Genomic DNA, 25,069 nt, shown 5'->3' on the forward strand with positions numbered 1-25,069 from the left:
ACCCCAATTTTATCAATTACTTGCCATCAATTCAGCCTTGAGAGCCTGCAAGCGTCCGATAACACTGCCGTCAATACGGGTGTCACCAATCTTTACCACCACGCCGCCAATAATGGACTGGTCCTGATGAGTACGGAGCTGTACCTTTTTGCCGGTTACAGACTCCAGCTTGCTGCTCAGGCGGCTCCGAAGCTCCGCCTTCAATTCATAAGCCGTAGTAACATCTGCAACGATGATACCCTGGGCCTTGTTGGACAGCTCCTGATAGCAGTCGTTAATAGCCTCCAGCAGCACAATGCGGCGCTTGTCCACCAGCAGGAGCAGGAAATTCATCATCATAGGTGAAACCTGATCCTTTAACAGCCTGAGAAGCACCTGCTTCTTATCTTCCGGCTGTATCTGGGGATTGGTCAGGAAGTCCTTCAATTCTGCCTGAGCAAATAGAGCCTGACTTACATCGGCAAGCTCACGGCCATATTCCTCAAGCTTATTGTCCTCATTGGCAATCTCAAAGATTGCCGTCCCGTATTTACGGGCAAGCTGTATATTTAGCATGGCAGATCACCAATTTTGTCCTTATCCAGCTGATCAATAAACTCGCCAATAAGGGCCTCATTCTCAGCAGCATCCATATTCTTGGAAACAATCTTCTGAGCTGCAGCCATTGAAAGAACCACCATCTGGCTTTTCAACTGCTCTACAGCCTGGGAACGCTCACGCTGAATCTGCTGCTGGGCAGCTTCCTTCATCTGCTTGATTTCGCTATGAGTCTCCTGAATCTTGGCAGAATGCTCATCCTGAGCACGCTTTTCTGCCTTATCCATAATATCCTGTGCCTTGACACGAGCACTAGCCAGCTGTGCCTTGTAATCCTTCAGGACAGCTTCAGCCTCTGCCATATCAGCATCAGCCTTCTCAATGCTGCCAGCAATGCGCTCCTCGCGCTCCTTCAGCATTTTTACGATAGGCTTATAGGCCACCAAGCGGAGAACGACAACCAGAATCAAGAAGTTCAGCATCTGAGCAACCAGTGTTGCATTTATATCTATCAATTCTATTGCCTCCTCTAAAAATCACACTTCAAATAGTCTCTTATTTGATGAGCGGATTTGCAAAGAGCATAATCAGGGCAATAACTGTAGCAATAATTGCCATGGACTCTACCAGACCGATAGAAATCAGGGTGTTGGTGAACAGCACGTTCTTAGCCTCTGGCTGACGAGTCAAGCCCTCGATGAACTTGCTAGCAACAAGGCTATCGCCAAGACCTGCACCGATTGCTGCCAAACCCATAGTAATACCTGCACCCAGCAGAGCTGCTGCTACCATAATTGCGTTTTCCATTAGAAAAATCCTCCTCTTACATTCCAATTCATAAAAATAGATAAATCCTTAGTCTTCACTTTCCTTGACTGCATTGGCAAGATATGCCAAGGACAGACTGGTGAAGATAAATGCCTGAACTCCGCCGATAAAGATACTGAAAGCCAGCCATACAACAGATGGTATAGGCATCCAGATTGGTACCAGCTTCAGCAGGATGATAATCAGAATCTCGCCTGCCATAATGTTACCAAATAGACGGAAGGACAGAGTGATAGGCTTTGCTACCTCCTCAATGGCATTGATAACCACAAATGGGGCTACTGGCTTGAAGAAATGCTGAATATAATGCATGCCCTTCATGTAGATACCCAGAACGTGGACAATCAGAACCATCAGGAGAGCCAGACCTAAGGTGGTGTTCAGATCATTTGTCGGAGATGCCATCTGTGGCACCAGACCTAGCCAGTTGGAAATTACCAGGAACAGGAACAAGGTAACAATCAAAGGTGTCAAAAAATCCCCTCTGGTTCCCAAATTGTTGTGAACCTGTTCACGGAGCCAAACAATGAGAATTTCTACTACATTCTGAGCTCCGGTAGGCACCAGCTTAAGACTTCTGGAAGCCAAAAAACCAATTGCTATAACAATGGCCATGGTTATCCAGGTCATCACCAGTGTTTCCCAATTGAAGGTCAGTCCGGCAAACTGCACTGTTTCGCGAACACCGATTTCGTGCATAGAACCTCTACCTCCTTTTGTTGTGCAGACTCTAAGTCTGTCACACCACTTGAAATTCCTTTGACAAAATATTGGGGAAGCCTCTACATTTGTCTGGCTGATAGAATCAGCATTACCATGCCCAGCATATACACTATGCCAAAGCCTGTGACCGTGGCCAGAAACTGTCCAAAGGACACCTGTATCGCAGCCCAAAATACAACCGCCATCAGCATCAATCGTAGGATTGCACCTATAACCACATGCTGCTTGGCTTGGGCGATAGTCATATCTCCGCTGCGCCACAATCTGCCGAACATTACACCATACCAAACCATGCCAAGGCCATAGCCTGCTAATAGACCAGCCAGCAGCTCCAGCTTGCCAGCAGCCCATAGATTCACCACAATCAGCACCGTACCAGCAATGAGATACTTTGCCAGTGGCCTGGCCTTTGTCAAAAAAATTTCCCTCATATTCCTCCTCCGATGCAGAGCATCTTCGATTGAATATTAATAAATTGGCAGAAATATAATCCGCCCTCTAACCGTTTCATTATAACATATCTTTTCAGAGAATACATCGCTATTGTGTAAAATAATTAAATTTATTTATTTATTTTTTTGTATGTATAAACATACCTTATATGTAAATAATTATTAGTTATTGAACCTCATTGTTTCAGTAGATAAAGATTTTTATTCTCAACTATATTGTTCTGAATGCAATCGAATTACAAAAAATATCGAATATAACCCATTTAGCTGTAAAAGAAAAAGCCACAACATTTTCTGTCGTGGCCTTCTCAAAATATTTAATTTAAAGCTGGCGATTAAAACTATAGCCGCCGTTGGTAACTCCCCGTATCCCGTCATAAGCCCTAACCTGAGTATTGTTTCGGCGGGATTTGTTCAGCCAGGTTCTAGCCTTGTACATAATCTGCATATCCAGAGGCTTAATCTGTTCCTTGAGCTGAGCACATTCCTCCGTATGGCGGAAATCCTGCTTTTCCACTGGCAGAGCCTTCATCATTTCCATCAGCTGCTGCCGCTGATCCACCAAATTCAAAAAGGTATCAATCTCCTCAGCCTTAATAAACTTCAAAAGCTCCTTAGTAACCATCCAATACTTTTCCCACAGCTGGCGATCCGTAAACTCCAACTGGCGTCTAGGCATAACAGGAGGCTTCATTAGGAAGCACCTCTTTCCTGACGAGCGGTTTTCATAGCCTGAGCCCAGGCATCCCGCAGCTCACGGATAATATCCATGCACTCCGTAACCTTCTCCGGCTTGCTTTTCATATTAGCCTCTACCAGACCATTGTAAACATAATCATAGAGAGGCATAAGCTGCTTGGAAATATCATATTCCATCTTCAAGGTAGCCTGAAACTCCAGAATAATCTTCTGGGCTTTCTGGAGAGAGTTGTTGCAACGCTCCCACTCCTTGGCCTCCATAGCCTCCAGCCCTTCCTTCATAAACCGGAGCGCACCATTATATAGCATCAGGGTTAAAGCCTCTGGCGTAGCGGTCATAACCTGCTGTCTCTTATAGGCTTCTGCTGCATTATTAATCATATATTTCCCTCTTTTTCAGGCCATTAGCCAGTAATATAGCTAAGCTGAGCACCTAGCTTGGAAAGAGCAACCTCCATAGCATCATACTTTTTGTACAGCTTGCTTTCATAGGACTTCATCAAGGTCTGGAAGCTGGTCATCTTGGTGTTCATATTGGTAATCAGCTTGCCCAGATAGCTTTCATCATCAGTTTCCTTGCTGGTGCCGGCATAGTTTTCCAGATTCCTAATGTTAGTGGTCATAGAATTGTACAATCTGTTGGCAATACCAGTGTTGAGATAGTCACTCTTGCTGGTGTAGGTATCAGACTGGTTCTTGTTGGTAGAGCCAGAGATATAGGTACTATCCTGGTCAGAAGCAAAGAGCTGGTACACGCAATCCGGATCCTCAGTCAAAGCCTTCTTCAGCTTTTCCTCATCCAGAGTAATATGGCCCTGGTTAGTGGAGGAAGTAATACCTATAGAGGACATAGAATTATAAGAATACTTGTTGCCCCTAGCATCGGTAAGAACTGTATCCACCGCATCCACCTCGGTATAGAGAGCTTCCCGCATATCACTGATAATGGAATAGATATTGTTATCATGATACAGAAGGCCAGACTTAGCCTTTTCATTCCACTTGTTAATCTGGGACTCTGTCATTTCAGATTCCTGCTTCTTGGTCAGTGGCTTGTAGTCAGTATTCTTTTCCTCTCTATACTTAGTGTTAAGGCTGTCAATGAGAGTATTGTAGGTTTCTACAAACTTCTTCACATTATCCACAATCTTGTCAGTGTCCTGAGAAACGCTGATGGTAGAAGCCTGATAGGTGCCATCTGCATTCTTGGCAGATACCCCATTGAAATTGTAGATAACATTGGCTACATTCAGCTTGTTAGTATCAGATTCATAGGTCTTGCCATCAATGGTAGCCTTGGCATTGGTGCCAGTAGCAGCTACATTCATTTTGTCTGTTTCGAAAGTAATTGCACTGCCCAAGGTATTATTCTGTCCATCGTAGCTGGCCAGATGAAGCTTGTTCAGAAGCTTGGCAGATGCCTCGTTATTAGCTTTTAAGCCGATTTTGTTAGCAGAGCCGCTGGTTTTGTTATACAGGCTGAAGCTGTCGTTGACAGTGTCATAGCCACCCTGAACATTGGCACCGCTGTTGGAGAAGGCAGTAGCCAAATCATTCAGCGTCTTGTTATCCCCAAATATCTGATCATAGGTAAACTCTACCTTGTGGGTAACAGGCTTGCCATCGCTATCCACCTCATCGCCATCCTGCACTTCAATGGAAATAGCTACATCAGAGCCTTTGAAGGTATCATTCTTGCCAGTGGTATCATTCTTAACAAGGTAAGAGGTTTGACCATCGACAGTAGTCTTAGTAGCATCTCCACTAAAAAGCACATCCTTCAGATATGCACTATTAGCAGCAGAATTATTAGCTCTGTCAATCTTCTGGCCATTGGCCGTCATCAGATAGGCATTGCTGGCCACCTGCTCCACAGTTATCTTGTGGTTCATGGCAGCAGCCGCACCATTGGCAGTAACGCTAACCACATCATTATTGCTGCTGGTTGCCTGCATGGCACTCATATTGGACTGCATTTTGAAGGTAGACATGCTTTCCTTAAATGCTTTTACATCTGTATATACTGTGTTATAGGCTTCCTTTACCCAGGTCTGCTTTAGCTGAGTCTGGTACATCTTATCGTACTGATTCTGCTTGTTCATCATTCCCATTTTTACCAGGGATTCAATGTCAAGACCTGAGCCGGACAAGCCATAGATTCCGTTTGCACCCATTGCCGGTCCCTCCTTTATTACGCTTTCTTATCCAGGAAGGCGCCTAGCCATTCCTGAGCCTTAATCATTCCTTCCACCATTTCCTCTGGTGGATATTCCTTAATAACTTCCTTGGTGTTCTTGTCCACCATCTTTACGGACATAACTCCTACTTCCTTGTGATATTGGAACTCCAGGTCACAGTTCAACTTGCTCATAAGCTCATTCAGCTCTCTGGTCATTTCGCTGACAAACTCATGGGACAGAGGGTTTTTGCTATCCTGATTTTCCTGCTGTTCATCCCCGGTCTGTTGAGGGTTGCCAGCAGCATTAATGGCATCCACGCCATCGGTCTGAACCGCTGACTTAACAACAGCATTGCTATCTGACTGAGTATTCTGACTGCTTGCCTTGGTCTCGCTGGTATACCTTGATCTCTTGTTATCAGCAGCAGATACAACCACTGCTGCCGTTACCATGTCCTGCATCTTTCCAATCATCGTTATCCCTCCATAGAAAAAATGATTTAGTCCTTTAGTTTTTTTCAGGCAAAGCCTGTGACAGATCAAAATCTGCAGGTGCCGCCGCTGCATTGCGGTTCTCATCCTTAATCGCCCTGTAAATTTCTCCCCGATAGATCTTTACATGCCGAGGGGCATCTATTGCTACCCGGACATTTTCGCCATTAACATCCACAATATTAATGACTATATCATCCCCTACCATAATCTGCTGGTGGGGGCGTCTAGTCAATACAAGCATTATTCTGCCTCCTTCTTCTTAGGAAACAGTCGATGCTTGGTGGTATACTGAGTCTTTTCCAGCACCACCTGTCTAGCCTCTCTGCTGTGTCTGTTAATAACCACTGGTGCCAGCAGATTAGTAGTCATATTGGCAATACCTGTAGCCGGAATAGATATGAGGGTACATACCAGAATATCATCCATTGCCTCCACCCCTAGCTTCTCCATATTGGTATCATCCAGTTCAAAGCTGTAATCTGGGAAGAAAACAAAAGGATCCGTCATGAGAAAAGCCAGTTCAGGAGTAGTCAAAGATTGCAAAAACATATATGGTGTACCTTCTTCATAAGGCAGTACCACAAATTCATGCTCCTCCTCAAAGGCTGGCAGGCCATCAGCAAATCTGATAATATCCTGATCCTCAATCTCCAGCTCGCCAAAACGGCGGGTATTTATCTTTCTCATATAAAAGCCTCCAAAAATTATTTTCGCAATCCTCTACATACAAATCATAAGCAGGACAATTACTTGTAAAGTTCACACCCTATGCCTGTATATCATAATGACCTTCCGTGGTCCACATGCGAATGGAGCCTTCCGTAGCAATATATGTTTCAGCCTCGCCAACCCGAATATCTATATTGGCCTTGGCCTGAGGCTTAATACTATATCTATCATGTCCCACATTCATCTGCCCCTTTATCTCCGAAGGGGTTACAGTAAATACCGGATCAGGAATATCCTTGGCCACCCAGGTGGGCCATTTTACCACCTGGTTCCAGAAGTGGGAACGATTCTGACGGCCAATAATGCTTTCTCCCGGCTTGGCTCCGTTTTTCGCCATATCCCAGCCCTCCTGGGTATGACGGGAGGTAGCCGCCGCTATATCCTGCTGTCCCTTCTGTCCATAGGTCTGAGCAAAATCCGTATTATTGAGATAACCATAGGCCTTGCGGCAGGGATAACAATCAATATCCACCTTCACCAGACTAACGCCCATATCAGCCAAAGGAGGCTCATAATCCCGGTGCATTTCTGCTGGAACATAGCCGTTTTTCAATCCCATAGCCTGCTGCTGGCGAATACCAATGCGAGGCAGCTTCTGGTCAATATTCACATATTTCATAGTGGACAGGATACCTGTGCCTCCAATACCATCTAACATTCCCATCTGCCTCACATCCTTTCTAATTTAAGTATACATCACCAAGACAATTTAGACCAGCAAATTACAAATAATCTGCCAAGGTACCTGGCAAAATCTTGGAGCCTACAGACAGAGACAAGCTATAGATTGTCTGGTACTCCATCAGCTTGGTAGCCAACTGAGCCACATCGGTACTGGATACATCAGAAATATCACTGGTAATGGATTCATTCTGAGTTACCAGCATACTGGAGGAGGATTTGTAGGCCTGCTGTCTAGCTGCCATCTTGGTCTGAGCACCCAGCACTGTAGCATGGGCACTATCAGCAATGGTCATGCCCTGCTCACCAGCCCATTTGTAATCCGCAGCATCCATCTTGGCTACAGTGTACAAAAGCTGATTCAATCTGGCTGTACCACTATGAGGATCATTGCCTACATCGAAAAGATCACAGCCATTAATATCCTGACCAGTAACATTTACCGTATCAGTAGCTTTATCTACACCGCCATTTTTCTTAACCATGGAGATGTATTTATCATCACCAGCATATTTAACAATATACTGCTTAGTGGTAGACAATCCTGTTTTAGATTTACCATCTCCAGCCAAATCTAAAATATTGCCTTTATTATCCTTAACCTGCAAAACCTCACCAGCAGTATTAATAACACCATTTTCGTTGAAGAAATCATTAACACGGAAGTTATTAACAGCCTTATCCTTTAAATTTGCCTTCGGTGTTAAAGGATTTTTAGTCAATGCCAATACACCGTTTTTATTTAAATCCTGTGCATCATTTATAGTGTCCTGAGTATATTGATTTCCTTTTTCATCAACATAGAAATTATATCCACTACCTGCATCTTTATACTGTACCAGCTTTTTCGAAGAAAAGTATGCTTGCTGAGTATCATTCAAGTATATTTCTTGACCTGTGGCAGTTGCCTGATTCATGTTGTACATATTATTACTTGGTATTTGCAAATCACTAACAGGTATCTCCAATACATTAATGACATCTACAACATTTGGACTAGCTGCTGCTTTATCATAAATATTCCCAGCACCATCAACATAATATGATTTACCGTCAATTGTACCAGTATAATCTTTCAAATTTTTCGAGCCAAAAAATGTTTTCAAGGCATCATTTTGCAACACTTTCCTGCTACCATCATCTCTATACTCATTTACACAGGTAACTCTATCGCGAGCAGCATCAAAATTTTCCTGATTTTTATAGCCATTTTTAACAAAATCTTCAGTAAAAATATCTCCTGTATTAACATTCATATAATATGTACTAACAATTTTATTTCCTTTTCCATCGTCCGTAGTACACTGCAATTTCAGCATCTGCTTTAGAGTAGTATTTTCCTCACCCCAATTAGAAGCTCCGGAGAAAAAGGCAGACTGCTTTTCATCCAAGGTAAAGGTATCGCCCCTATTCATTTTATCAGCGCTGATTTCAAAAGGCATAGTAGTATCCTTCTGTCCAGCAAAAAGGAAGCGATCTCCAATCTGGGTATTCAAATCCGCCACCTGCTCCTGCACATTGGCCAAAAGCTCCTTGGCAATATCCTTCATATCGCTCTCATTGTTGGTAGAATTAGAACCCTGCTCCACCTTGGCCTTAAAGGTCTGCAACAAATCAGTTACATTTACCAAAGCCGCATCCGCATTCTTCATCCAGCTAGCCGCAGTGCTAACATTGCTCTGATACTGCTCATTGCTAATCTGATTGTTCTGATAACGCAGATATTTGGAATAGCCCACTGCATTATCTGAAGCTCTATGCAGCTTGCTGCCATCAGCCTGCTCCATCAGCTTGCTGTACTGCTCATAAGTTCCGTTCAGCTGCTTCAAATAATTATTGGACATCATTGTACTAGAAATTCGCATCTATATCACCTTATCTTCCCACAGTACCAGTACCGTTAATCAATTTATCCAGACATTCATCCATTGCAGACAAGCAACGGGAGCAGGCAGAATATCCCTGCTGGAAGGTTATCATATTGCTAAGCTCCTCATCCCAATTTACGCCATTGGTGGAACTTCTGAGATTTTCTACCTGATACATAACCCCAGACTGGAATTTTACCCTGCCGTTCATATTGGAGGCATCAGAACCCATAGTGGTCATGCTGGTGTTGTAATAGCTGTAGAGAGAACCATTACCAATCAAGCGGTCTGTGCCGTTCACCTCTGGGCTGGTCTTGTCCCGCTCACAGTTAAAGAGAGCTGCCACCCATACCGCATTGCTGCCATCACCTGTACCATTAACCCCTACTACCAAAGGCTTACCCTGAGCATCCAACTCAATATCGCTAAGCAGATATAATGGATTGCCATCTGCATCTTGCTTGGCCAGCTTGGCATTTGTGGTAGTACCGCCATTCAGAGCCATATAAATTTTTTTGCCGCCAGTTTCCTGTTTAGCCAAATTAGCATCTGTGGTAGTTATGTTACTAGTAACACCAGTAGTACCAGTAGCAGTCTTAGTTTGATATAGAATGTTGCCTGTATCGCTACGTTCTCCGCTTCTAGTAGCCAGCTTCTTGTGACCATCTGTAGCGGTCAGCTCGCTGTTAACAGTCAGCTTTTCCAGAATCTGCATACCAGAAAGTTCTTCCTTATCCCCGGTATTTACATCATACATAGCCAGCTTGCCAGTCTTGGCATCCCACTGGAAAGCCTTATCGCTTTCACCGTAGAAATTCAAGCCAGTGGTGGCATTATCCTTGGCATTAGCATTGCCAAAAGGCTTATCCTTAAATCCATCAATACCATAACCTGCCTTGTGCTGGTCATTCATGGTAGTAAACATAAAGGCCGCCATATTGGCCACCTGATCTATATACCCCTTGTCCTCAGCTACAGCCTCAAACTGAGCTTTCAACTCACCATTGCCAGGAGTATACACCGTGCCAGTCTGCTTAATCATAATATCATAATCACTGAGGCTGTAGGTGGTGTTATTCTTCGGTGCAGACATTTCCAAATCCACCTTGGTAATGCCATTAACCAAGGTAGTACCGTTGCTGACCAAGGTGTACATACCATTGGCAGATTCATAAACCGTAATATCTGTCATAGAGGTAAGCTGATCTACAATCAAATCTCTCTGATCCCGCAAATCATTGGCATGAGCACCAGTGGCTTCAATACCAGAAATATTCTTATTCAGCTCTACCACCTGTCCCATAAGGCGGTTCATCTTTACCACGCTAAGACTGATATCATCATAGAGGGAATCAATCTGCTCCTTGGTCTGTTTAGCTGCAATCTGCAGGCTCTGAGCAAAATTCTGTCCTGCATTAATAACATTCTGACGGCTGGTATCACTGCTGGCCGTAGTAGAGCAATCCTGCCATGCCTGGTAGAACTTCTCCATAGCATTCTGAACACCGCTGTTATCAGAATCATTAAAGATAGACTCTATCTTGGCATAATTATCAGCCTTGCCATTGTAGTAGCCATCAGTACTATTTTCCTTCCAATACTGACGATCTGCATATATATCTCTAGCCCGAATAACAGAGGTAACTGTGGAACCATTACCCACCTGACTGGCTCCTGCCAAGGTATACACCTCGGAGGAAGGGGTGGCCGCTGCATGAGCAGTCTGGCGGGAATATCCCTCTGTATTGGAATTACTGATATTGTGACCAACGGTATTTAACCCCAGTCGCTGTGTATAGATACCATTTACCATGGTATTAAGACCTGAAAAGGTACTCTGCATTTTTTACACCTGCCTAATTATATATTTGCTTCAAACATCTTGGTACCGGTCAGAGTGCCCACCCCGCCAGCCTCAGCTGCACTATAGGTTATTCCTGCCACGGCTCCAGTTAGAACATTTATATTGTAATCAATATAGCTCATATTCTTATCAAGATACTGCTTGTTATCTCCAGCCACAGTTTTTAGCTGATTGAGAGCCTTTTCCAGCTTCCCTACCAGCTGCAGAGCCATATTTTTCTCCAGGCTATCCCTTTGAGTTGACAGCCATTCTACTGCACTCTGTGCCTTCTGCTGTTGGAGAAAAGCCTGTCTCCTTTTTTCCAGCAGATTCAAATCTATAATCACGGTCTCGATTTCCTTGGTAAGACGCCGTACTGCAGGAGCTGCTGTATGTATAAGAGCTTCCCTTTGCTGACCTGACAGCTCCAAAAGCCGCAAGCACAGTACCAGCTGCTGTCGTAAAAACTGTATAAATTCCTGCACCTTATGCCTCCAGATTAAAATTCTTGCGATGAATAACCTGCTCCTGGCCCCGACTGCCATAGGTAGGCTCCACCATAGAGCCTCCCAGTTGGTTCAGCTTGGCATTAATAGCCTCCAAGGCACTGGTAATCAGGATTTCATTATTGGCATTGGCCTCCTGCACATCCTTTACCAGCTGAGCCAGCATCTTGTGCAGCTTATAGAGAAGCTCCTTTTGCTGAGCATTAGGACACTGCTCCCAAACCTGATGCATTTCCATATCAGGCCGTACCTTGACACCGCTATCAGCCATTTTTTGTAACAGCTGCTGCCGTTGTTTCTCCGCCTGATTGATTTCCTTAATAATATCTTCTTCTCTGAAAATCAGCTTTTCCAACTCCTGCATTTTTACCAGCACCAGAACACCATGCTTTTCCTTGTTCAGCTCCTGCAGCTTTTGGTAATTGCTAATTAAAAGGGCCAGTATCCTGGCCAATTCCTGCCACATATCCCTACCTCATCTCAATAACGATACTGCAGCAGCTTGTCTGCCAAAGCACCATTATCAACCTTATAGGTACCAGCAGCCAGCATATTCTCATACATAGCCACCTTGTCCATCCGCACATCAGAGCCAGCCTTTAGCTTACGCATAATCTCATTAAACTGCTGTCCCTGAGAAGAAATCTGAATATCATCCCCGGCAGGCTCTGACTGCTGATAGGCCTTACTAACCTTGTTATTACTGCCTGCATTAGCATATACACCTGCAATGCCCTGCAAATTGCCATTAATAATCACATTGCTCACCATCCTAAACATCTATCACAGAGAAAATCAGTCTGCCCTTTCCCAGTGGCACACCAACCCAAATCATTAATTCTAGGAAAAATATCGAAAAAAAAGACAGGATTCTTAAATCCTGCCAGCCTATATCAAAAATTTTGTCAACTCCAAAAAGCTCCCCTCAGGGAGTCATGAAAAGATGTTGTCATAATCTCTTCAAGCTATAAAATTATCCTTGCCATTGCTTATCTATTTCTAGTGGTATTGTACATAGTCGTACTGCGGTCTACCTTCTTCATATTTTTCTCGGCCTTCAACCGCTCCGCCTGATTGCGAATATTCTTGCTGCATTTAGCGCACAGCTTGCCTGTAGTAATAGGGGCACCACAGCCCTGACATGGATAGCTAATCTCCAGCCCGCTGGCAATAAACCGGCCAGCTTTCAACATACGGAACACTACCTTTTCCTTAACGCCGGTACCATCAACAATCTCCTTGATACTGCATTTATCATGATCCCGAACAAAGGAGTATACCACCTGCTCCATTTCCTGTTCCTTGCGGAAGCAGTCCTGGCACATGCCTTGACCAATTTCCATATACAATCTCCCACATTCAGAGCAATTTTTCAGCTTATTCATAAAATCCACTCCTATTCCATTGTCCCTTTGTCCTATTATAATGGATTTTCAGCATACATTCAATATATTTTACTTTGGACTATTTTCGTCCCGAAGCAACAACCAGTCCTGTAATATCCACTGCCCCTGCTTTTTTCAGCACCCGACCACACTCCAGCAGGGTTGCCCCAGTAGTCATAATATCATCCACCAGCAAAAGTCTCCTTCCCTGCAAGGATTTTTCCCCAGCCAGTTCAAAGACATGATGGAGATTTTTCCGTCGCTGTACTCCACTCAGACCATATTGAGGCTTGGTAGCCTTGGTTCGTATCAGCCAATCCTCCGTAGCTATACCATAATCGGCCAAAGGCTTCTGAAAAATCAACTTACTTTGATTGAAGCCTCGCTGAGCCTGCTTCTCTTTGTGAAGAGGCACAGGAACCGCCACCAAATTTTCCCACAAGGCAGGTATCCGCCCTATCCCCTCTGCCACTAGACTATGTAGACCGGGAACCATCACCTGCTTCTGCTGATATTTCAGTTGTCTCAGCATATTCCTAAGTTCCCCTTCATACAAGCCCAAAGCCCAAATGCCACCAAGAAAAAGCTCTGTCATTTCCCTGTCCAAGGGCAATAAATGAGGTCGGCACACTCTGGCCAAACATTCATTGCACCACTGTCCCTGATGCTCCACATAGTCATTACAGCCGGGACACTTGGGAGGAAAAAGTAAATTCCAAAGCCACTCCACCATGCCAATCCCTCATTTCTACAGCCTATGTCCCAGTCTTTCCGCCAACAGGGTATAACGCTTTCTGGTTCTATCATTCTCCACGGCAGTATTAAGAGCCGCCTTGGAACCTATTAAAATCACCAGCTTCTTAGCTCTGGTAACAGCCGTATACAAAAGATTCCGCTGCAGCATAATATAATGAGCTGACACCAAAGGCAGTACCACCACTGGATATTCACTGCCCTGACTTTTGTGTACCGTCATGCAGTAGGCCAGCTGCAGCTGGTTAAATTCCGAGCTTTCGTATTCCGCCTCCAGCTCCTCACCAAAATGCACCAGCATCCGTCCCGGCTCCAAATCCACAATATAGCCAATATCCCCGTTAAATACTCCCTTGTCATAATTATTTTTATTCTGCATTACCTTATCTCCCAGGCGGAAGCTGCGACTGCCATTTACCACCTCTGGCATATCCTCCTGCAATGGATTCATGGCATTCTGCAACAGTTGGTTCAACCGCTCCACCCCACAGGCATTTCTATGCATAGGAGAAAGCACCTGCACATCATACATAGGCTCATAGCCCATCTTCGGCAGATAGGTCTTGCACAAGGCCACAATCTGCTGTTCCGCCCAGTCAGCATTATTCTGCTCAATAAAAATAAAATCACTGCCCTTTTCTCTGGAGCACTGAGGCAGCCGCCCTGCATTAATAGCATGGGCATTTAGCACAATGGTGCTGTCATCGCTTTGACGGAAAACCTCTGTCAGGCATATCTTAGGCACCACACCGCTGCGAATAATATCCTGCAGCACTGAGCCAGGCCCCACCGCTGGCAGCTGATCCACATCTCCCACCAAAATCAAATGGGCACCATCTGGCACCGCTGCCAAAAAGTGCTTCATCAGCACAATATCCATCATGGAAACCTCGTCCAGAATAATTACATCTGCCTCCAAAGGTTCATCCTGATTGCGCCCAAATCCAGAGCCACCCTCCTCTGGATTGCCGCCCGCCTCCAACATACGGTGCACAGTACAAGCACCTCTATGAGTAGCCTCGCTAAGTCTTTTGGCCGCCCGGCCTGTAGGAGCACCTAATAGGATTTCCAGCCCCTGCTGTTCCAATATATCCAGCATAGCCCGAATCACTGTGGTTTTGCCAGTACCAGGCCCTCCGGTCAGCACAAACAAGCCATGCTCCAGCACAGCCTCCACTGCCTGCCGCTGCTGCTCTGCCAGAGTTATTCCTGTGGAACGCTCCCATTTAGCCACCAGCTTCCCCCGTCCCCTGGCGGAAACAGGCATAGCCTCCCGCTGAATCTGCAAAAGTCTTTGCGCCGTTTCTCGCTCAGCCCTGTAAAGATAATCTGGATAAACCAGCACATCCTCTCCCACAGACTCCTGAGCCAAAAGCCCCTCTGCCAAATCCTGCTTCATAACCTCCCAGACAATATCCCTGGGAACCCCAATGCCCTTTTCCACATCGCTAACCAACTGGCCATCAGGAATACAGCAATGGCCATAAAGAGCAATTTTCTGCAACTGAAAATCCAGAGCCGCCGACACTCTAAACCGGCCACAGGTATCCATACCCATCCCCTTGGCAATATTATCTGCCACCAGAAAGCCAATGCCATCTACCTCTCGTACCAGACGGTAAGGATTCTGCTCCATAACTTCCACCGCAAAAGAGCCGTATTTCTCATAAATACGGCCTGCATAAATGCCAGATACCTCATGCTCCTCCAACCACAGCATTACCTGCCGCAGCTCAGCCTTTTCCTGATAGGAAGCATGAATTTTTTCTGCTGTTTTGGCCCCAATGCCTCGCACCTCCCGCAGGCGATGGGGCTGTTTTTCAATAATCTCCAAGGTCTGCCCGCCAAAGACAGCCACAATTCTAGCCGCCATAGCCTTGCCTACCCCTTCGATTACCCCAGAGGCCAAAAACCTTTCAATGCCCTGGGGACTGGTGGGAGCGCTAATCACCATATGGAGAGCCTTAAACTGACTGCCAAAGCGGGGATGCTCTATCCACTGTCCCTTTAGCTCCAGCTGCTGTCCCTGCAAAGGGGCCGTAGTCTGCACCGTTACAGTAACAGTGCTATGCTGTCCCTCTGGCTTAAAGCGAAATACGCTAAAAGCACCATCAGGACTGCTGTAAATAATATTTTCTACCACGCCTGTCATGGCTTCCAGTTCTTCCATGCTCTCCTCCTTTCTCTGCCCCCTAAAAAGGCTTCTCTTACAAATCAGACAACTGCTCCCATTTCTCGTACTTGGCCTGAATCTCCGCTTCCTTATCACTATAGGCCTGAGCGATTTCCATGCTTTTCTCTGGATCAGCCTGAATAGCTGGATCATTCATTTCCATTTCCAGCATCTTCAACTCCGCCTCTGCCATAGCAATCTCCGCCTCAGTTCGCTGGAGGGTTTCCGTCCTCTTAGCCTCGCTCATGCCCCTAAAAGGATTGTTCTTTTCAACCTTTTTCTCTGCCTTTGCCTCAGCAGCTTTACCAGCAGTCTTGGCCCTGTCAGATAATTTAACTGCCTCAGCCTTGGCTTTGGCCTTTTCTGCCTCTGCTGCTGCCTTGGCCTCAGCCTCCAGTTCTGCCAGTTCCTGAGCCTCCTCAGCCTTTTTCTCCCGATAATAACTGTAATTGCCATTGTATTCCTGGAGACGGCCATCTGCTATTTCCAACACGCAATTGGCCACCTTGTCCAAGAAATAACGGTCATGGGACACAGTAATATAGGTACCTGGGAAGGTGGACAAAGCCTCCTCCACTGCCTCCTTGGCTGGAATATCCAAATGGTTGGTAGGCTCATCCAACACCAGGAAATTGGCTCCTGTCAGCATCAGCTTCAAAAAAGCCAAACGGGACTGCTCTCCACCAGATAGGGAGCCAATCAACCGCAGTACCTCATCCCCATGAAAGAGAAAAGCTCCCAAATATCTACGGCTTTGCTCCTCCGACAGGCCGTATTCATATTCCATTTCCTCCAGCACAGTACGCTCCATATGCAGCCCCTCATGCTGCTGAGAAAAATAGCCAATCTTCACTCTGGAACCCAGCTTGATTCTACCCTGAGAAGCCTCCAGCTCCCCAATCAAAAGCCGCAGGAAGGTAGTCTTGCCAGCACCGTTAGGCCCTACCACAGCCACACCGTCCCCCTTGCGAATCAGCACATTCACATGGTCAAAGAGATTCTTGTGACTATCTGGGAAATTGTAGGCCACATCCTCAAACTCAGCCACCCGCTGGGCACATTCTCCGGTCGGATTAAAGGCAAAATAATTAAAGGCTGCCGTATCAGCCGGCTTCACAATCCGCTCCAGCCTATTTAGCTGGCTCTGGCGGCCTCTAGCCTGCTTGGACTTAATCCCGGCCTTATACTTGCGGATATATTCCTCGGTTTTTTTAATATGCTCCTGCTGCTTTTCATAGGCCGAAAGCTGAGCCGCCCGCCGCTGCTCCCGCACCTTCATGTAATAGGTATAGTTTCCCTCATAGGCTGTTACCGTCTTGTTTTCAATCTCAAAAATCCTGTTGGCCACCCTGTCCAGGAAAAACCGGTCATGGGAAATAATCAGCACCCCACCGGCGTAGTTCTGCAAAAATCCCTCCAGCCACTCAATCATGCCTACATCCAAATGGTTGGTAGGCTCGTCCAAAAACAGGAAGTCCGGCTGTCTCAGCAAGGCCTTAGCCAGGCAGACTCTGGTTTTCTGACCACCAGAAAAATTAGCCACCTGCTTAGCCAAATCTTCCTGAGTAAAACCCAAACCAAAGGCAGTACGGCGAATACGGCTTTCAAAATCATAGCCACCTGCATTCTCAAACCGCTCTACCAGACGACCGTAGGCCTCCAGCTTTTCCTCACTATGATTCTCCTTGATTTCCGCCTCCATAGCCTCCTTGGCCGCAGCCAAAGCCAGTACATCCTCAAAGGCTGTTTTCAGCTCATCATAGAGGGTATAGTCACTGCTCATATCCGCCTGCTGTTCCACATAGCCAATGGTATCCACTGGCTCCATAGATACAGTACCCTTATCATATTCCACCTTGTTCAGCAGGCATTTCATCAAGGTAGACTTGCCAGCTCCATTAGCGCCCACAAAGCCTACTCGTTCTCCCCGCTTAATCTCGAAGCTGACATCATTAAACAGCTCCTCTATACCAAAGGCCTTGCACAGGCCTGTAACCTTTATGCTTCCCATTCTATCTCCTATTTACTCATAATCCCGACCGATATAAATAACCGCTTCATTAGGCTCCCCGCCATCCATAATGGTGCAGGCAAAAGGCATACCATAAAACCAATCAGTATTACTGCTGTCTGTTACAATAATGGTATGTGCTCTATCGCTCTTGCGACCGGTGTCTACACCGGTTACATTAAAGCCCTTGGCCCGCAGCTTGTCTGCCATGCGGGCTGCCGCCCCATTAATACCGCTATCATTAATAATGAACACCGAAATTCCCTCTGGACCAGAGGCCTTGGCCACCTTTGCCTTGGTTTCAGTCTTAGACTCCTTATCCCCCTCCTCAGAAGCAGACTTAGAGGACTTGGTTTGAGCCGTATCGGATTTTTCCGCCATTACCGTAATTCCCTTTGGCAAGGAAGCCTCATATTCCTTTACCAGCACCTGGGCAGACTCCAGAGCGCTATCTGCCAGCTCTGTATTCATTTGGCTGGCCACTAGCTGTCTTAGCTTCATTATATCTGGCAGCCAATAGCTGATATCCTCCAAATAAGCAGGACTGCCTGGCACCATTTCCGAGATCATACCATGCTCCCTGATGGAAGGCAGCAGCTGAGCCAGAGAAACCATCTCCGTCAACGGCATATCTGTTTCTACAGCCGATTGAATCTCCTCCATCAGCTTAGGCAATTTAGGCACTACTGATGGAGAAAGCATCTTTTCCATTACCGCCTGCATAAAATGCTGTTGGCGGGCTATACGGCCAATATCCCCCTCCCCATCTCTAAACCGTACATATTGAATAGCCTTTTTGCCATCCATATGCTGCATACCAGGATACAAATCAATGACCAGTCCCCCATCATCATCCCAGGGATCCTCATAATACATCCGCTTTTCTACATTAATATCCACACCATCCAGAGCATCAATAATCCGCTCAAAGGCCTGAATATCCACCAGCACATAATAATCCATCGGCACTCCCAGCAGCTTCTCCACAGTTTTTCGTGTCAGCTTGTGACCGCCATAGGCATAAGCATGATTAATCTTGTCGTAACCATTGCCTTCAATCTGTACTCTGGTATCTCTAGGCAGGGACAAAATCTGGGCTGTTCCTGCATCCTTATTTACAGTAACTGCCATCAGGGTATCACTGCGGCCTGCATCATCATTACGGCGATCCACACCCATAACCATAATATGCAGATAATTATCTGACTTCTGAATCCCTGACTGAGTCTCTATATTTTCCGCGACTTCCTGACTACCAAACCAATTAGCAGCCACAACTCCTGTTACAATTACCACCAATATTACCGCCAGAATATATACTCTGGTCAGATTACGACGACGCCTGCGCCTAACTCGCATCTTTTCAAACTCCTCTTTTCCACACAATCACAAACGAATCTTCTAAACCTTTCCCTAGTATATCAAAAGGCGGTAGCTGTCGCAAGGAATATCCCCCTTTTTCCTAATTAACAAATAAATTCAATTGCCTAGTATCTTTTCCTATGTTATAATTAAATTAGAAACATGTTTTCTTATGCGAAAGTGGGATTATATGACAAACAGAAAAATTCGCGATACTGTTTTTTGCCATTTCATGAGTAATGAATCACATCCTTTGAGCAGCAAACATTGAAGCTAAGCGATGCCTTTGAAACTCAGTCAGACAAATTAGAACTTGCTGTCCATGTATATAATCTGGCGGATGGCATGGATGATGAATTGAAAAGAAAATGCCTGCCTATAGGAGAATACAGCATATTCTCCAACGCTTATAAGCATGTGATATGATATAAATGCATGATTTGTAGTTTCTGAAAGAGATATTATACCATGATTAGATTACCCATAAATAAATTAAAACCAGGAATGGTTACAGCCCAGAGTATCTACAACGAAAAAGGAGCCAGCTACCTCACTCGAGGTACCAAATTAAGCAGACAGTATATAAACAGCCTGCGGAAAATTGGTATTTCCAAGGTAACTATTACCTCTCTGGATCCAGATTTACCCCTGGCACCACCAGAGGATATTATCAAGGAGGAAACCAGGGTAACGGCTATCCATCAGGTATTTGATACCTACTGCCGTCTACAGCAGAATGACCAACTGGATATACCCCCTTTGCTTTCAACCTCTGAATCCATTATTGAGGATTTGATTCAAAAGCCGGAAAATCTGGTGCAGATTACGGATATCCGACTTTATGACGATTATACCTTTGCCCATTCCGTTAATGTGGCAGCTCTTTCTGCCATGCTGGGCCTGCTATGCCATTATTCTAAAAAGGATTTAATGACTCTCACGGCAGGTGCCCTGCTTCACGATATTGGCAAGCTGGATGTATCCCTCAAGATTCTCAACAAGACCACGGCTTTATCTGATGATGAGTTTACCCTGATTCGCCATCATCCTGAGTGGGGCTATCTGCGGCTGATCAATACTAAGGACAGCAATCTGAATATGAAAGCCATTGCGGATATTGCCTACCAGCATCACGAGCACCTTGATGGGCATGGCTATCCAAATCATTTGGTAGAGGAGCAGATTTCTGAATTTGCCCGCATTGTGGCCATTACAGATGTGTATGATGCTCTCACCACCCAGAGGCCATACAAAAAGGCTTATTCACCTCATATTGCCTACAAGATTATGACCAAATGCTCCGGCAAGCAATTTGATCCATTGCTTCTGGACCTGTTCTTTAACCATGTTGCTCTGTTCCCAGTAGGCACGGTACTGAGAACTGCCCTTGGATTTGCTATTGTCAAATCCACCACCATTGGAATGACTCGGTACCCCAAGGTAATTCTTTTTACCGACAGCAATCGCCGCCTGCTGGATACCCCCGTTACTCTGGAGGTCAGCCAACAGGAACCTGGTTTTATTGAATCTATCTTGGATGGCTCTGAGCTAACCGCCCTGGGCTATCACTTGAAATACAATCCGTCCGTACTATTGCTGGAGAACCAATAAAATAATCTGCACAAAAAAACAGCGAGGCAATCCCCGCTGTCATTAAGTTAGGGGTCAGATTTATTCTGACCTCTTTCTTATACCCATAAGCCATTAAGTTAAGACGTTAAAACAGTCTCCCATGTATGGATAAAACCAAGTCCAAGCATGGGAGGCTTCTTTTTGTTTTTTTGGGGGCTATATTCTTCCACTCCAACCCCGATAATGAGGCATAACCACCGAAAATCCGGAGAATTTTGCCACACCAAACAGGGCAGTCCCAATATCTCGGACTCCCCTAAAATACTTTCCTGTTAAGTTGCAGTGTGGCTACGCCACCCGATAACCAAAGGCAACGGCAGACTTTGTCTTAATATTCCGCTCGTCCTGCCGTCCTTGACGAATGGGCTGCTTGTATTTGAGTAGTTCCTCGTACAGCTTTGTTATCGGCTCGTTGCGATAAAGCCTAAAGAAGCTGCGGGTGGACAGACACGCCATCTTGAAATCAATGGCATATAGATATTTAGTATCTTTCTCGACGTCTTTTTTGATAGTAGAATTTTCTGCATTTTCCTCAGACTGTTTTGCTGTCTCCGCCTTAGCTGCTTCCCATTCCCAAGCCGCAATGACATTCCTCGCCACGGCATTGAACATGATAAGATGTGCGTAAATCTCCATCTGAACAGCTTCGTCCTTCTTGCTGTGGAAGTGCATACCACCGAGGGAATATTTCATATCTCGAAAGCTCGTTTCGATACCCCAACGCATGTGGTAAATCTCTTTCATTTGGGCAATAGAAAATTCAAACCTGCTGAGGTTCGTAATCAGAATCTCCCAGGCGTCGTCACCAGTGTCGGGGTCGTTTATGAGGAACTTTACGACGCGGAACGTGATTGTACAGGCGTCCTCAAAATCCCATCGTTGAGTTCTTGTTTTTGGGGAGCGGGTTTCTTTAATGTGTCGCCTGGGTGCGTTGATTTTATAGACTGGTTCTCCATTAGCCCGCTTATTCAGATATTCTGTATGCGAAGTAGTCACAGGAATAGCAATCTCCATGTCACACTCCTCATCGGGAAGATAGTTGATTTCTTTGATGCCATTCGTTCTCGCCCGAAGTACATAATGGCAGTTTTCCGTGCGGTTCAGTGTCTCGATTAAGTTGAAACTCTCATAGCCCCTGTCCATGATAATTATGAACGGGTTGTCTTTGGACAAACGGCTAATCATCTTCAGGGCAGCGTTTCTTTCGTCCCAGGAGTTTCTAGGCTGCAATACGCAATCCATATACTGACGAGACGCTATGTCGTACATAATGTTGGCATGAATCTGGCAGAACGGTTTGATAAACGCTCCGTTCCTTTTGTTCGTGTCCACGACAAAAGCCGACTGCGGATTCCACGGCGTAGTGAAGTCCGAGCCGTCAATAGCGTACAGGCGGTATTTCCCGTTGAACAGTTTCTTCGGGGCAGACTGGTTGTAATGAGACAGCAAATCCTCAAAGACAGGCAGGGACAGCTTATCTCTTGCCTGAACATAAGCAGAGGTAGTTATTCTCTCGGAAAGTTCAGGGAATGCTTCCTGCAATTCGGCGTTGAGGCTGTTACCCTGCATATTGAGCATAACCTTTACGAGCTTATCAAACGGCAGTTTGCTTTTGCGGGCGAAGTCCTACGGCTGTTTCCTGTAACAGTCGATGTTCTCCGTTATATGGGAAATGGAGGTATTGAGGGCATCCATTGCGTTCGACTTGCGTTCTGGCATGACGGTCAATACCTCCTTCCTGATTTATCGTTTACATGAACCGTTCATAATATAACTATAGCACGTGGTCAATCTTTATGTTGAAATCGGGGCACTGGATACAAAAAACCTTAAAAAACGTTTGCTATGCTTAGAGCAATGAGGCTCAGAAGCTAGAATTCAGCCTCAGAGAATAAGTATTTAGAAGAAAAAGGATGATTTTTCATGCGTAGAAGAAAGAAAACCGCAATCATGTTGGCGGTAATGGGATTAAATGCCATTTCGGTCACAATGGACAATAGCCCTACGGAGTGGGCTTTGGAAAGTATGAGTAAGGCTGAGGCTGCGTTTCAATACATTCCTATTAACGAAGTCTCGGGGACGGTCATGTGTACCAAGGTGTAGACAATTATGTAAAAGGAGTTGCTCCTGAAGACGGATTCCTGCTAATTGGCAGTGGAGACGTTGACGACATGCACGTAATTGTCGATGGAAAAGAAATAGCATACAATTATGCTGATTGGTCATCCACAACAGTACCTATAGCAGCAGGCTCTTCCTATGAAATATATGACTCGGACGGGGGATTTAATAATGGTAGTATATATTTTGTCAAGACACCACTTTCATCGTCTACTATCGAAGGAGCTACTAAAGAAATCCTTAAAAAAGAAGGGGTTTCCAAAAAATATATTGATGATGTAGCTAAAGGCAAAGCAAATGTCTCTCTCAACAACATCACCGACGCAGGTAAACAGGTTATCAAAAACACCGTTGCAGGGGACATTTCCGCTGCTGAAAATCGAGCTAAGACCGACGCCCAGAACAAGGCAAATACGGCTCAAAGCAACGCCAACGCATACACCAATCAAAAACTGGCGGAAGCCGAAAATCGAGCAAAAGCTGACGCCACGAATAAGGCGAATGCTGCCGAAGCTGCCGCAAAAGCGGACGCTACAAATAAGGCGAATACTGCCGAAAGTAACGCCAAATCATATACGGATATTGTAACCGACGCTGCGAAAACGTACGCCAAAACATACACAGACGAGGTTGCCAAAGGCAAAGCCAATATCTCCATGAATAATATCAACTAGGCGGGCAAGCAGGTCATTCGAGACCTTGCCAAGAACGAAATCAAGAACTCGGGCATTGATACCACGGGTGGCACCATCATCATCAACAAACCCATGGAAACAAAAGATATTCATGTTGACGGCGGAATCACCACAACAGGTGGTATCACCGCAGGCGGAAATATCCATGGCAAGGGCGATTTGGAAATCTACGGTAAAACACACCTGCACGGCGATACGGAAATCGACAAAAACCTCACCGTACATGGCAATGAGCGGATAGATGGTTCTCTGGACGTTGGCGGGGATTCTCATATTCATGGAAACCAGACCGTAGACGGTGACAGCCACATAAAAGGCAACGAAACTGTTGACAAGAACCTGACTGTACACGGGAATGAGACTGTTGATGGTACACTCCACGTCAAGGATAACGCCGAATTCGATAAGGATGTGACAGTTCATGGCTCCGAGACTATTGACAAAAATCTCCATGTGAAGGGCAACTCTGAAACTGACGGTAATGCCACGGTGCATGGCAGCCAGACCGTCGATAAAGACCTGAATGTCAAGGGCAACACGACGCTAGGAGATAATGCCACGGACAAGCTGACCGTGAATGCCACCTCCGAGTTCAAAGCCAATGCGACCTTCGATAAGGACGTACATATCAAAGGAAACCTCGAAACAGACGGCAACTCCGTAACTCATGGAAACCAGACTATCGACGGCGATAGCCACACCAAGGGCGATGCCAAGGTAGACGGCGATATTTATGGACGCTCCTTCAATGTCGGCAATGAACGTTACATCGACAAAGACGGTATCAACGCCAATAACCATAAAATCTGCAACGTCGCAGACGGCGAAATCTCCCCGAACAGCCTCGATGCCGTGAACGGTCGTCAGCTCTGGCATACCCGAGAAGAACTCCAACACAATATCAATCAGGTCGGTGCTGGCTCCGCTGCCATGGCAAATCTGCACCCTCTTGAATTTGAGCACAATGACAAGATTTCTGTATCCGCTGCCGTAGGCAACTACAAAAGCGAAACAGCAATGGCGGTCGGTGCGTTCTATCGCCCCAACCCTAAGACCATGTTTTCTGTCTCTGGCTCCTTTGGAAGCAGCGAGAATACGATTGGTGCTGGTGTTTCCACGAAGTTCGGCAAAGTCTCTGAGATTGACCAGATGAACGAGGAACAGCTCAAGGACAAGATTGAAACGCTCAACGAGAGCAACGAATCCTTGAAAGGGGAAGTCTCGGAGCTTTCCAAGAAGAACACCCTTCTGGAGACCAGCCTTTCCGAAGTCAAGAATGCCTACAATGCCCTCATGGCGAAGGTAGACGGGCTGATGGCTAAGATTGGTTTCTCTGATACCACCGAGAAGTAAATATTTTCCCATAAAAAAGCACTCGCTCTCTATAAAAGAGAATG

Annotated in this window: 28 protein-coding genes; 5 read left to right on the forward strand and 23 right to left on the reverse strand. The window is 45.7% G+C overall.

The features are described 5' to 3' along the window. Window positions 1-12: 12 nt before the first annotated feature. The 22 genes from atpH to I6E26_RS03435 form a co-directional block, all read right to left on the reverse strand. On the reverse strand, window positions 13-555 hold the full coding sequence (gene atpH / locus I6E26_RS03330) for an ATP synthase F1 subunit delta (RefSeq protein ID WP_235320420.1): 543 nt from the start codon (window positions 553-555) through the stop codon (window positions 13-15). After that, window positions 549-1,052, reverse strand: coding sequence for a F0F1 ATP synthase subunit B (gene atpF, locus I6E26_RS03335; protein WP_235320421.1), 504 nt, complete (start codon window positions 1,050-1,052; stop codon window positions 549-551). Before atpF ends, atpH begins: the two co-directional genes overlap by 7 nt. A 40-nt stretch (window positions 1,053-1,092) precedes the next feature. Further along, window positions 1,093-1,344: a F0F1 ATP synthase subunit C gene (gene atpE, locus I6E26_RS03340; RefSeq protein WP_154406142.1), complete on the reverse strand. Its 252-nt coding sequence runs from the start codon at window positions 1,342-1,344 to the stop codon at window positions 1,093-1,095. 48 nt (window positions 1,345-1,392) lie between these two features. Continuing rightward, the gene (gene atpB, locus I6E26_RS03345) at window positions 1,393-2,064 is read right to left on the reverse strand and encodes a F0F1 ATP synthase subunit A (protein ID WP_235320422.1); all 672 of its coding nucleotides are present in this window, start codon (window positions 2,062-2,064) and stop codon (window positions 1,393-1,395) included. A gap of 83 nt (window positions 2,065-2,147) precedes the next feature. Next, complete coding sequence (locus I6E26_RS03350; protein ID WP_235320423.1) at window positions 2,148-2,519, reverse strand: hypothetical protein; 372 nt, start codon at window positions 2,517-2,519, stop codon at window positions 2,148-2,150. 343 nt (window positions 2,520-2,862) lie between these two features. Next, complete coding sequence (locus tag I6E26_RS03355; RefSeq protein ID WP_235320424.1) at window positions 2,863-3,234, reverse strand: flagellar protein FliT; 372 nt, start codon at window positions 3,232-3,234, stop codon at window positions 2,863-2,865. Next, complete coding sequence (gene fliS, locus I6E26_RS03360) at window positions 3,234-3,620, reverse strand: flagellar export chaperone FliS (RefSeq protein ID WP_235320425.1); 387 nt, start codon at window positions 3,618-3,620, stop codon at window positions 3,234-3,236. Before fliS ends, I6E26_RS03355 begins: the two co-directional genes overlap by 1 nt. A 23-nt stretch (window positions 3,621-3,643) precedes the next feature. After that, a complete protein-coding gene (gene fliD / locus I6E26_RS03365; RefSeq protein ID WP_235320426.1) occupies window positions 3,644-5,413 on the reverse strand; it encodes a flagellar filament capping protein FliD in 1,770 nt (589 codons plus the stop codon). Window positions 5,414-5,430: 17 nt separating this feature from the next. Then, window positions 5,431-5,892, reverse strand: a complete 462-nt coding sequence (locus I6E26_RS03370) for a flagellar protein FlaG (RefSeq protein WP_235320427.1) — start codon at window positions 5,890-5,892, stop codon at window positions 5,431-5,433. Between the two features lie 34 nt (window positions 5,893-5,926). Continuing rightward, window positions 5,927-6,154 carry a carbon storage regulator CsrA gene (gene csrA, locus I6E26_RS03375; protein ID WP_235320428.1) on the reverse strand — a complete coding sequence of 76 codons (228 nt, stop codon included), beginning with the start codon at window positions 6,152-6,154 and terminating at the stop codon, window positions 5,927-5,929. Continuing rightward, the gene (gene fliW, locus I6E26_RS03380) at window positions 6,154-6,600 is read right to left on the reverse strand and encodes a flagellar assembly protein FliW (protein WP_235320429.1); all 447 of its coding nucleotides are present in this window, start codon (window positions 6,598-6,600) and stop codon (window positions 6,154-6,156) included. Before fliW ends, csrA begins: the two co-directional genes overlap by 1 nt. Before the next feature lie 79 nt (window positions 6,601-6,679). Continuing rightward, complete coding sequence (locus tag I6E26_RS03385; RefSeq protein WP_235320430.1) at window positions 6,680-7,306, reverse strand: DUF6470 family protein; 627 nt, start codon at window positions 7,304-7,306, stop codon at window positions 6,680-6,682. 58 nt (window positions 7,307-7,364) lie between these two features. Then, window positions 7,365-9,188: a flagellin N-terminal helical domain-containing protein gene (locus tag I6E26_RS03390; protein ID WP_235320431.1), complete on the reverse strand. Its 1,824-nt coding sequence runs from the start codon at window positions 9,186-9,188 to the stop codon at window positions 7,365-7,367. A 10-nt stretch (window positions 9,189-9,198) separates the two neighbouring features. Then, window positions 9,199-11,034 (reverse strand): flagellar hook-associated protein FlgK, encoded by a 1,836-nt coding sequence (gene flgK, locus I6E26_RS03395; protein WP_235320432.1) that lies wholly within the window; start codon window positions 11,032-11,034, stop codon window positions 9,199-9,201. A 17-nt stretch (window positions 11,035-11,051) separates the two neighbouring features. Then, window positions 11,052-11,519 carry a flagellar export chaperone FlgN gene (gene flgN / locus I6E26_RS03400; protein WP_235320433.1) on the reverse strand — a complete coding sequence of 156 codons (468 nt, stop codon included), beginning with the start codon at window positions 11,517-11,519 and terminating at the stop codon, window positions 11,052-11,054. A 1-nt stretch (window position 11,520) separates the two neighbouring features. Next, the gene (locus tag I6E26_RS03405) at window positions 11,521-12,006 is read right to left on the reverse strand and encodes a flagellar protein FlgN (RefSeq protein ID WP_235320434.1); all 486 of its coding nucleotides are present in this window, start codon (window positions 12,004-12,006) and stop codon (window positions 11,521-11,523) included. Window positions 12,007-12,020: 14 nt separating this feature from the next. Further along, window positions 12,021-12,299, reverse strand: a complete 279-nt coding sequence (gene flgM / locus I6E26_RS03410; protein ID WP_235320435.1) for a flagellar biosynthesis anti-sigma factor FlgM — start codon at window positions 12,297-12,299, stop codon at window positions 12,021-12,023. A gap of 230 nt (window positions 12,300-12,529) precedes the next feature. Then, the gene (locus I6E26_RS03415) at window positions 12,530-12,925 is read right to left on the reverse strand and encodes a flagellar protein (protein ID WP_235320436.1); all 396 of its coding nucleotides are present in this window, start codon (window positions 12,923-12,925) and stop codon (window positions 12,530-12,532) included. Window positions 12,926-13,004: 79 nt separating this feature from the next. Continuing rightward, entirely contained in the window at window positions 13,005-13,658 is a 654-nt protein-coding gene (locus I6E26_RS03420) for a ComF family protein (RefSeq protein ID WP_235320437.1), read from the reverse strand. A 15-nt stretch (window positions 13,659-13,673) separates the two neighbouring features. Next, on the reverse strand, window positions 13,674-15,848 hold the full coding sequence (recD2, locus tag I6E26_RS03425) for an SF1B family DNA helicase RecD2 (RefSeq protein ID WP_235320438.1): 2,175 nt from the start codon (window positions 15,846-15,848) through the stop codon (window positions 13,674-13,676). 37 nt (window positions 15,849-15,885) lie between these two features. Continuing rightward, window positions 15,886-17,862 carry an ABC-F family ATP-binding cassette domain-containing protein gene (locus I6E26_RS03430; RefSeq protein WP_235320439.1) on the reverse strand — a complete coding sequence of 659 codons (1,977 nt, stop codon included), beginning with the start codon at window positions 17,860-17,862 and terminating at the stop codon, window positions 15,886-15,888. 12 nt (window positions 17,863-17,874) lie between these two features. Then, window positions 17,875-19,221, reverse strand: a complete 1,347-nt coding sequence (locus I6E26_RS03435) for an LCP family protein (RefSeq protein ID WP_235320440.1) — start codon at window positions 19,219-19,221, stop codon at window positions 17,875-17,877. Window positions 19,222-19,491: 270 nt separating this feature from the next. Here I6E26_RS03435 and I6E26_RS03440 point away from each other — a divergent pair, with 270 nt between their 5' ends. Together I6E26_RS03440 and I6E26_RS03445 are read left to right on the forward strand one after the other, a co-directional pair. After that, window positions 19,492-19,650: a hypothetical protein gene (locus I6E26_RS03440; protein ID WP_235320441.1), complete on the forward strand. Its 159-nt coding sequence runs from the start codon at window positions 19,492-19,494 to the stop codon at window positions 19,648-19,650. A gap of 42 nt (window positions 19,651-19,692) precedes the next feature. Beyond that, on the forward strand, window positions 19,693-20,835 hold the full coding sequence (locus I6E26_RS03445; RefSeq protein ID WP_235320442.1) for an HD-GYP domain-containing protein: 1,143 nt from the start codon (window positions 19,693-19,695) through the stop codon (window positions 20,833-20,835). Window positions 20,836-21,144: 309 nt separating this feature from the next. Here the strand turns inward: I6E26_RS03445 and I6E26_RS03450 are convergent, their stop codons facing one another. Continuing rightward, entirely contained in the window at window positions 21,145-22,461 is a 1,317-nt protein-coding gene (locus I6E26_RS03450) for an IS4 family transposase (protein WP_268824782.1), read from the reverse strand. Between the two features lie 318 nt (window positions 22,462-22,779). Here I6E26_RS03450 and I6E26_RS03455 point away from each other — a divergent pair, with 318 nt between their 5' ends. The 3 genes from I6E26_RS03455 to I6E26_RS03465 all read left to right on the forward strand — a co-directional run bounded on the left by I6E26_RS03455 (window position 22,780) and on the right by I6E26_RS03465 (window position 25,025). Beyond that, window positions 22,780-22,959 (forward strand): hypothetical protein, encoded by a 180-nt coding sequence (locus I6E26_RS03455; protein WP_235320444.1) that lies wholly within the window; start codon window positions 22,780-22,782, stop codon window positions 22,957-22,959. Then, window positions 22,944-23,651: a hypothetical protein gene (locus I6E26_RS03460; RefSeq protein WP_235320445.1), complete on the forward strand. Its 708-nt coding sequence runs from the start codon at window positions 22,944-22,946 to the stop codon at window positions 23,649-23,651. The genes I6E26_RS03455 and I6E26_RS03460 overlap by 16 nt, the downstream gene beginning before the upstream one ends. A gap of 93 nt (window positions 23,652-23,744) precedes the next feature. Continuing rightward, a complete protein-coding gene (locus I6E26_RS03465; RefSeq protein WP_235320446.1) occupies window positions 23,745-25,025 on the forward strand; it encodes a YadA-like family protein in 1,281 nt (426 codons plus the stop codon). The last annotated feature ends 44 nt before the right edge of the window (window positions 25,026-25,069 follow it).

It is taken from the genome of Anaerovibrio lipolyticus, assembly GCF_021531495.1.
Taxonomy (GTDB): domain Bacteria; phylum Bacillota; class Negativicutes; order Selenomonadales; family Selenomonadaceae; genus Anaerovibrio.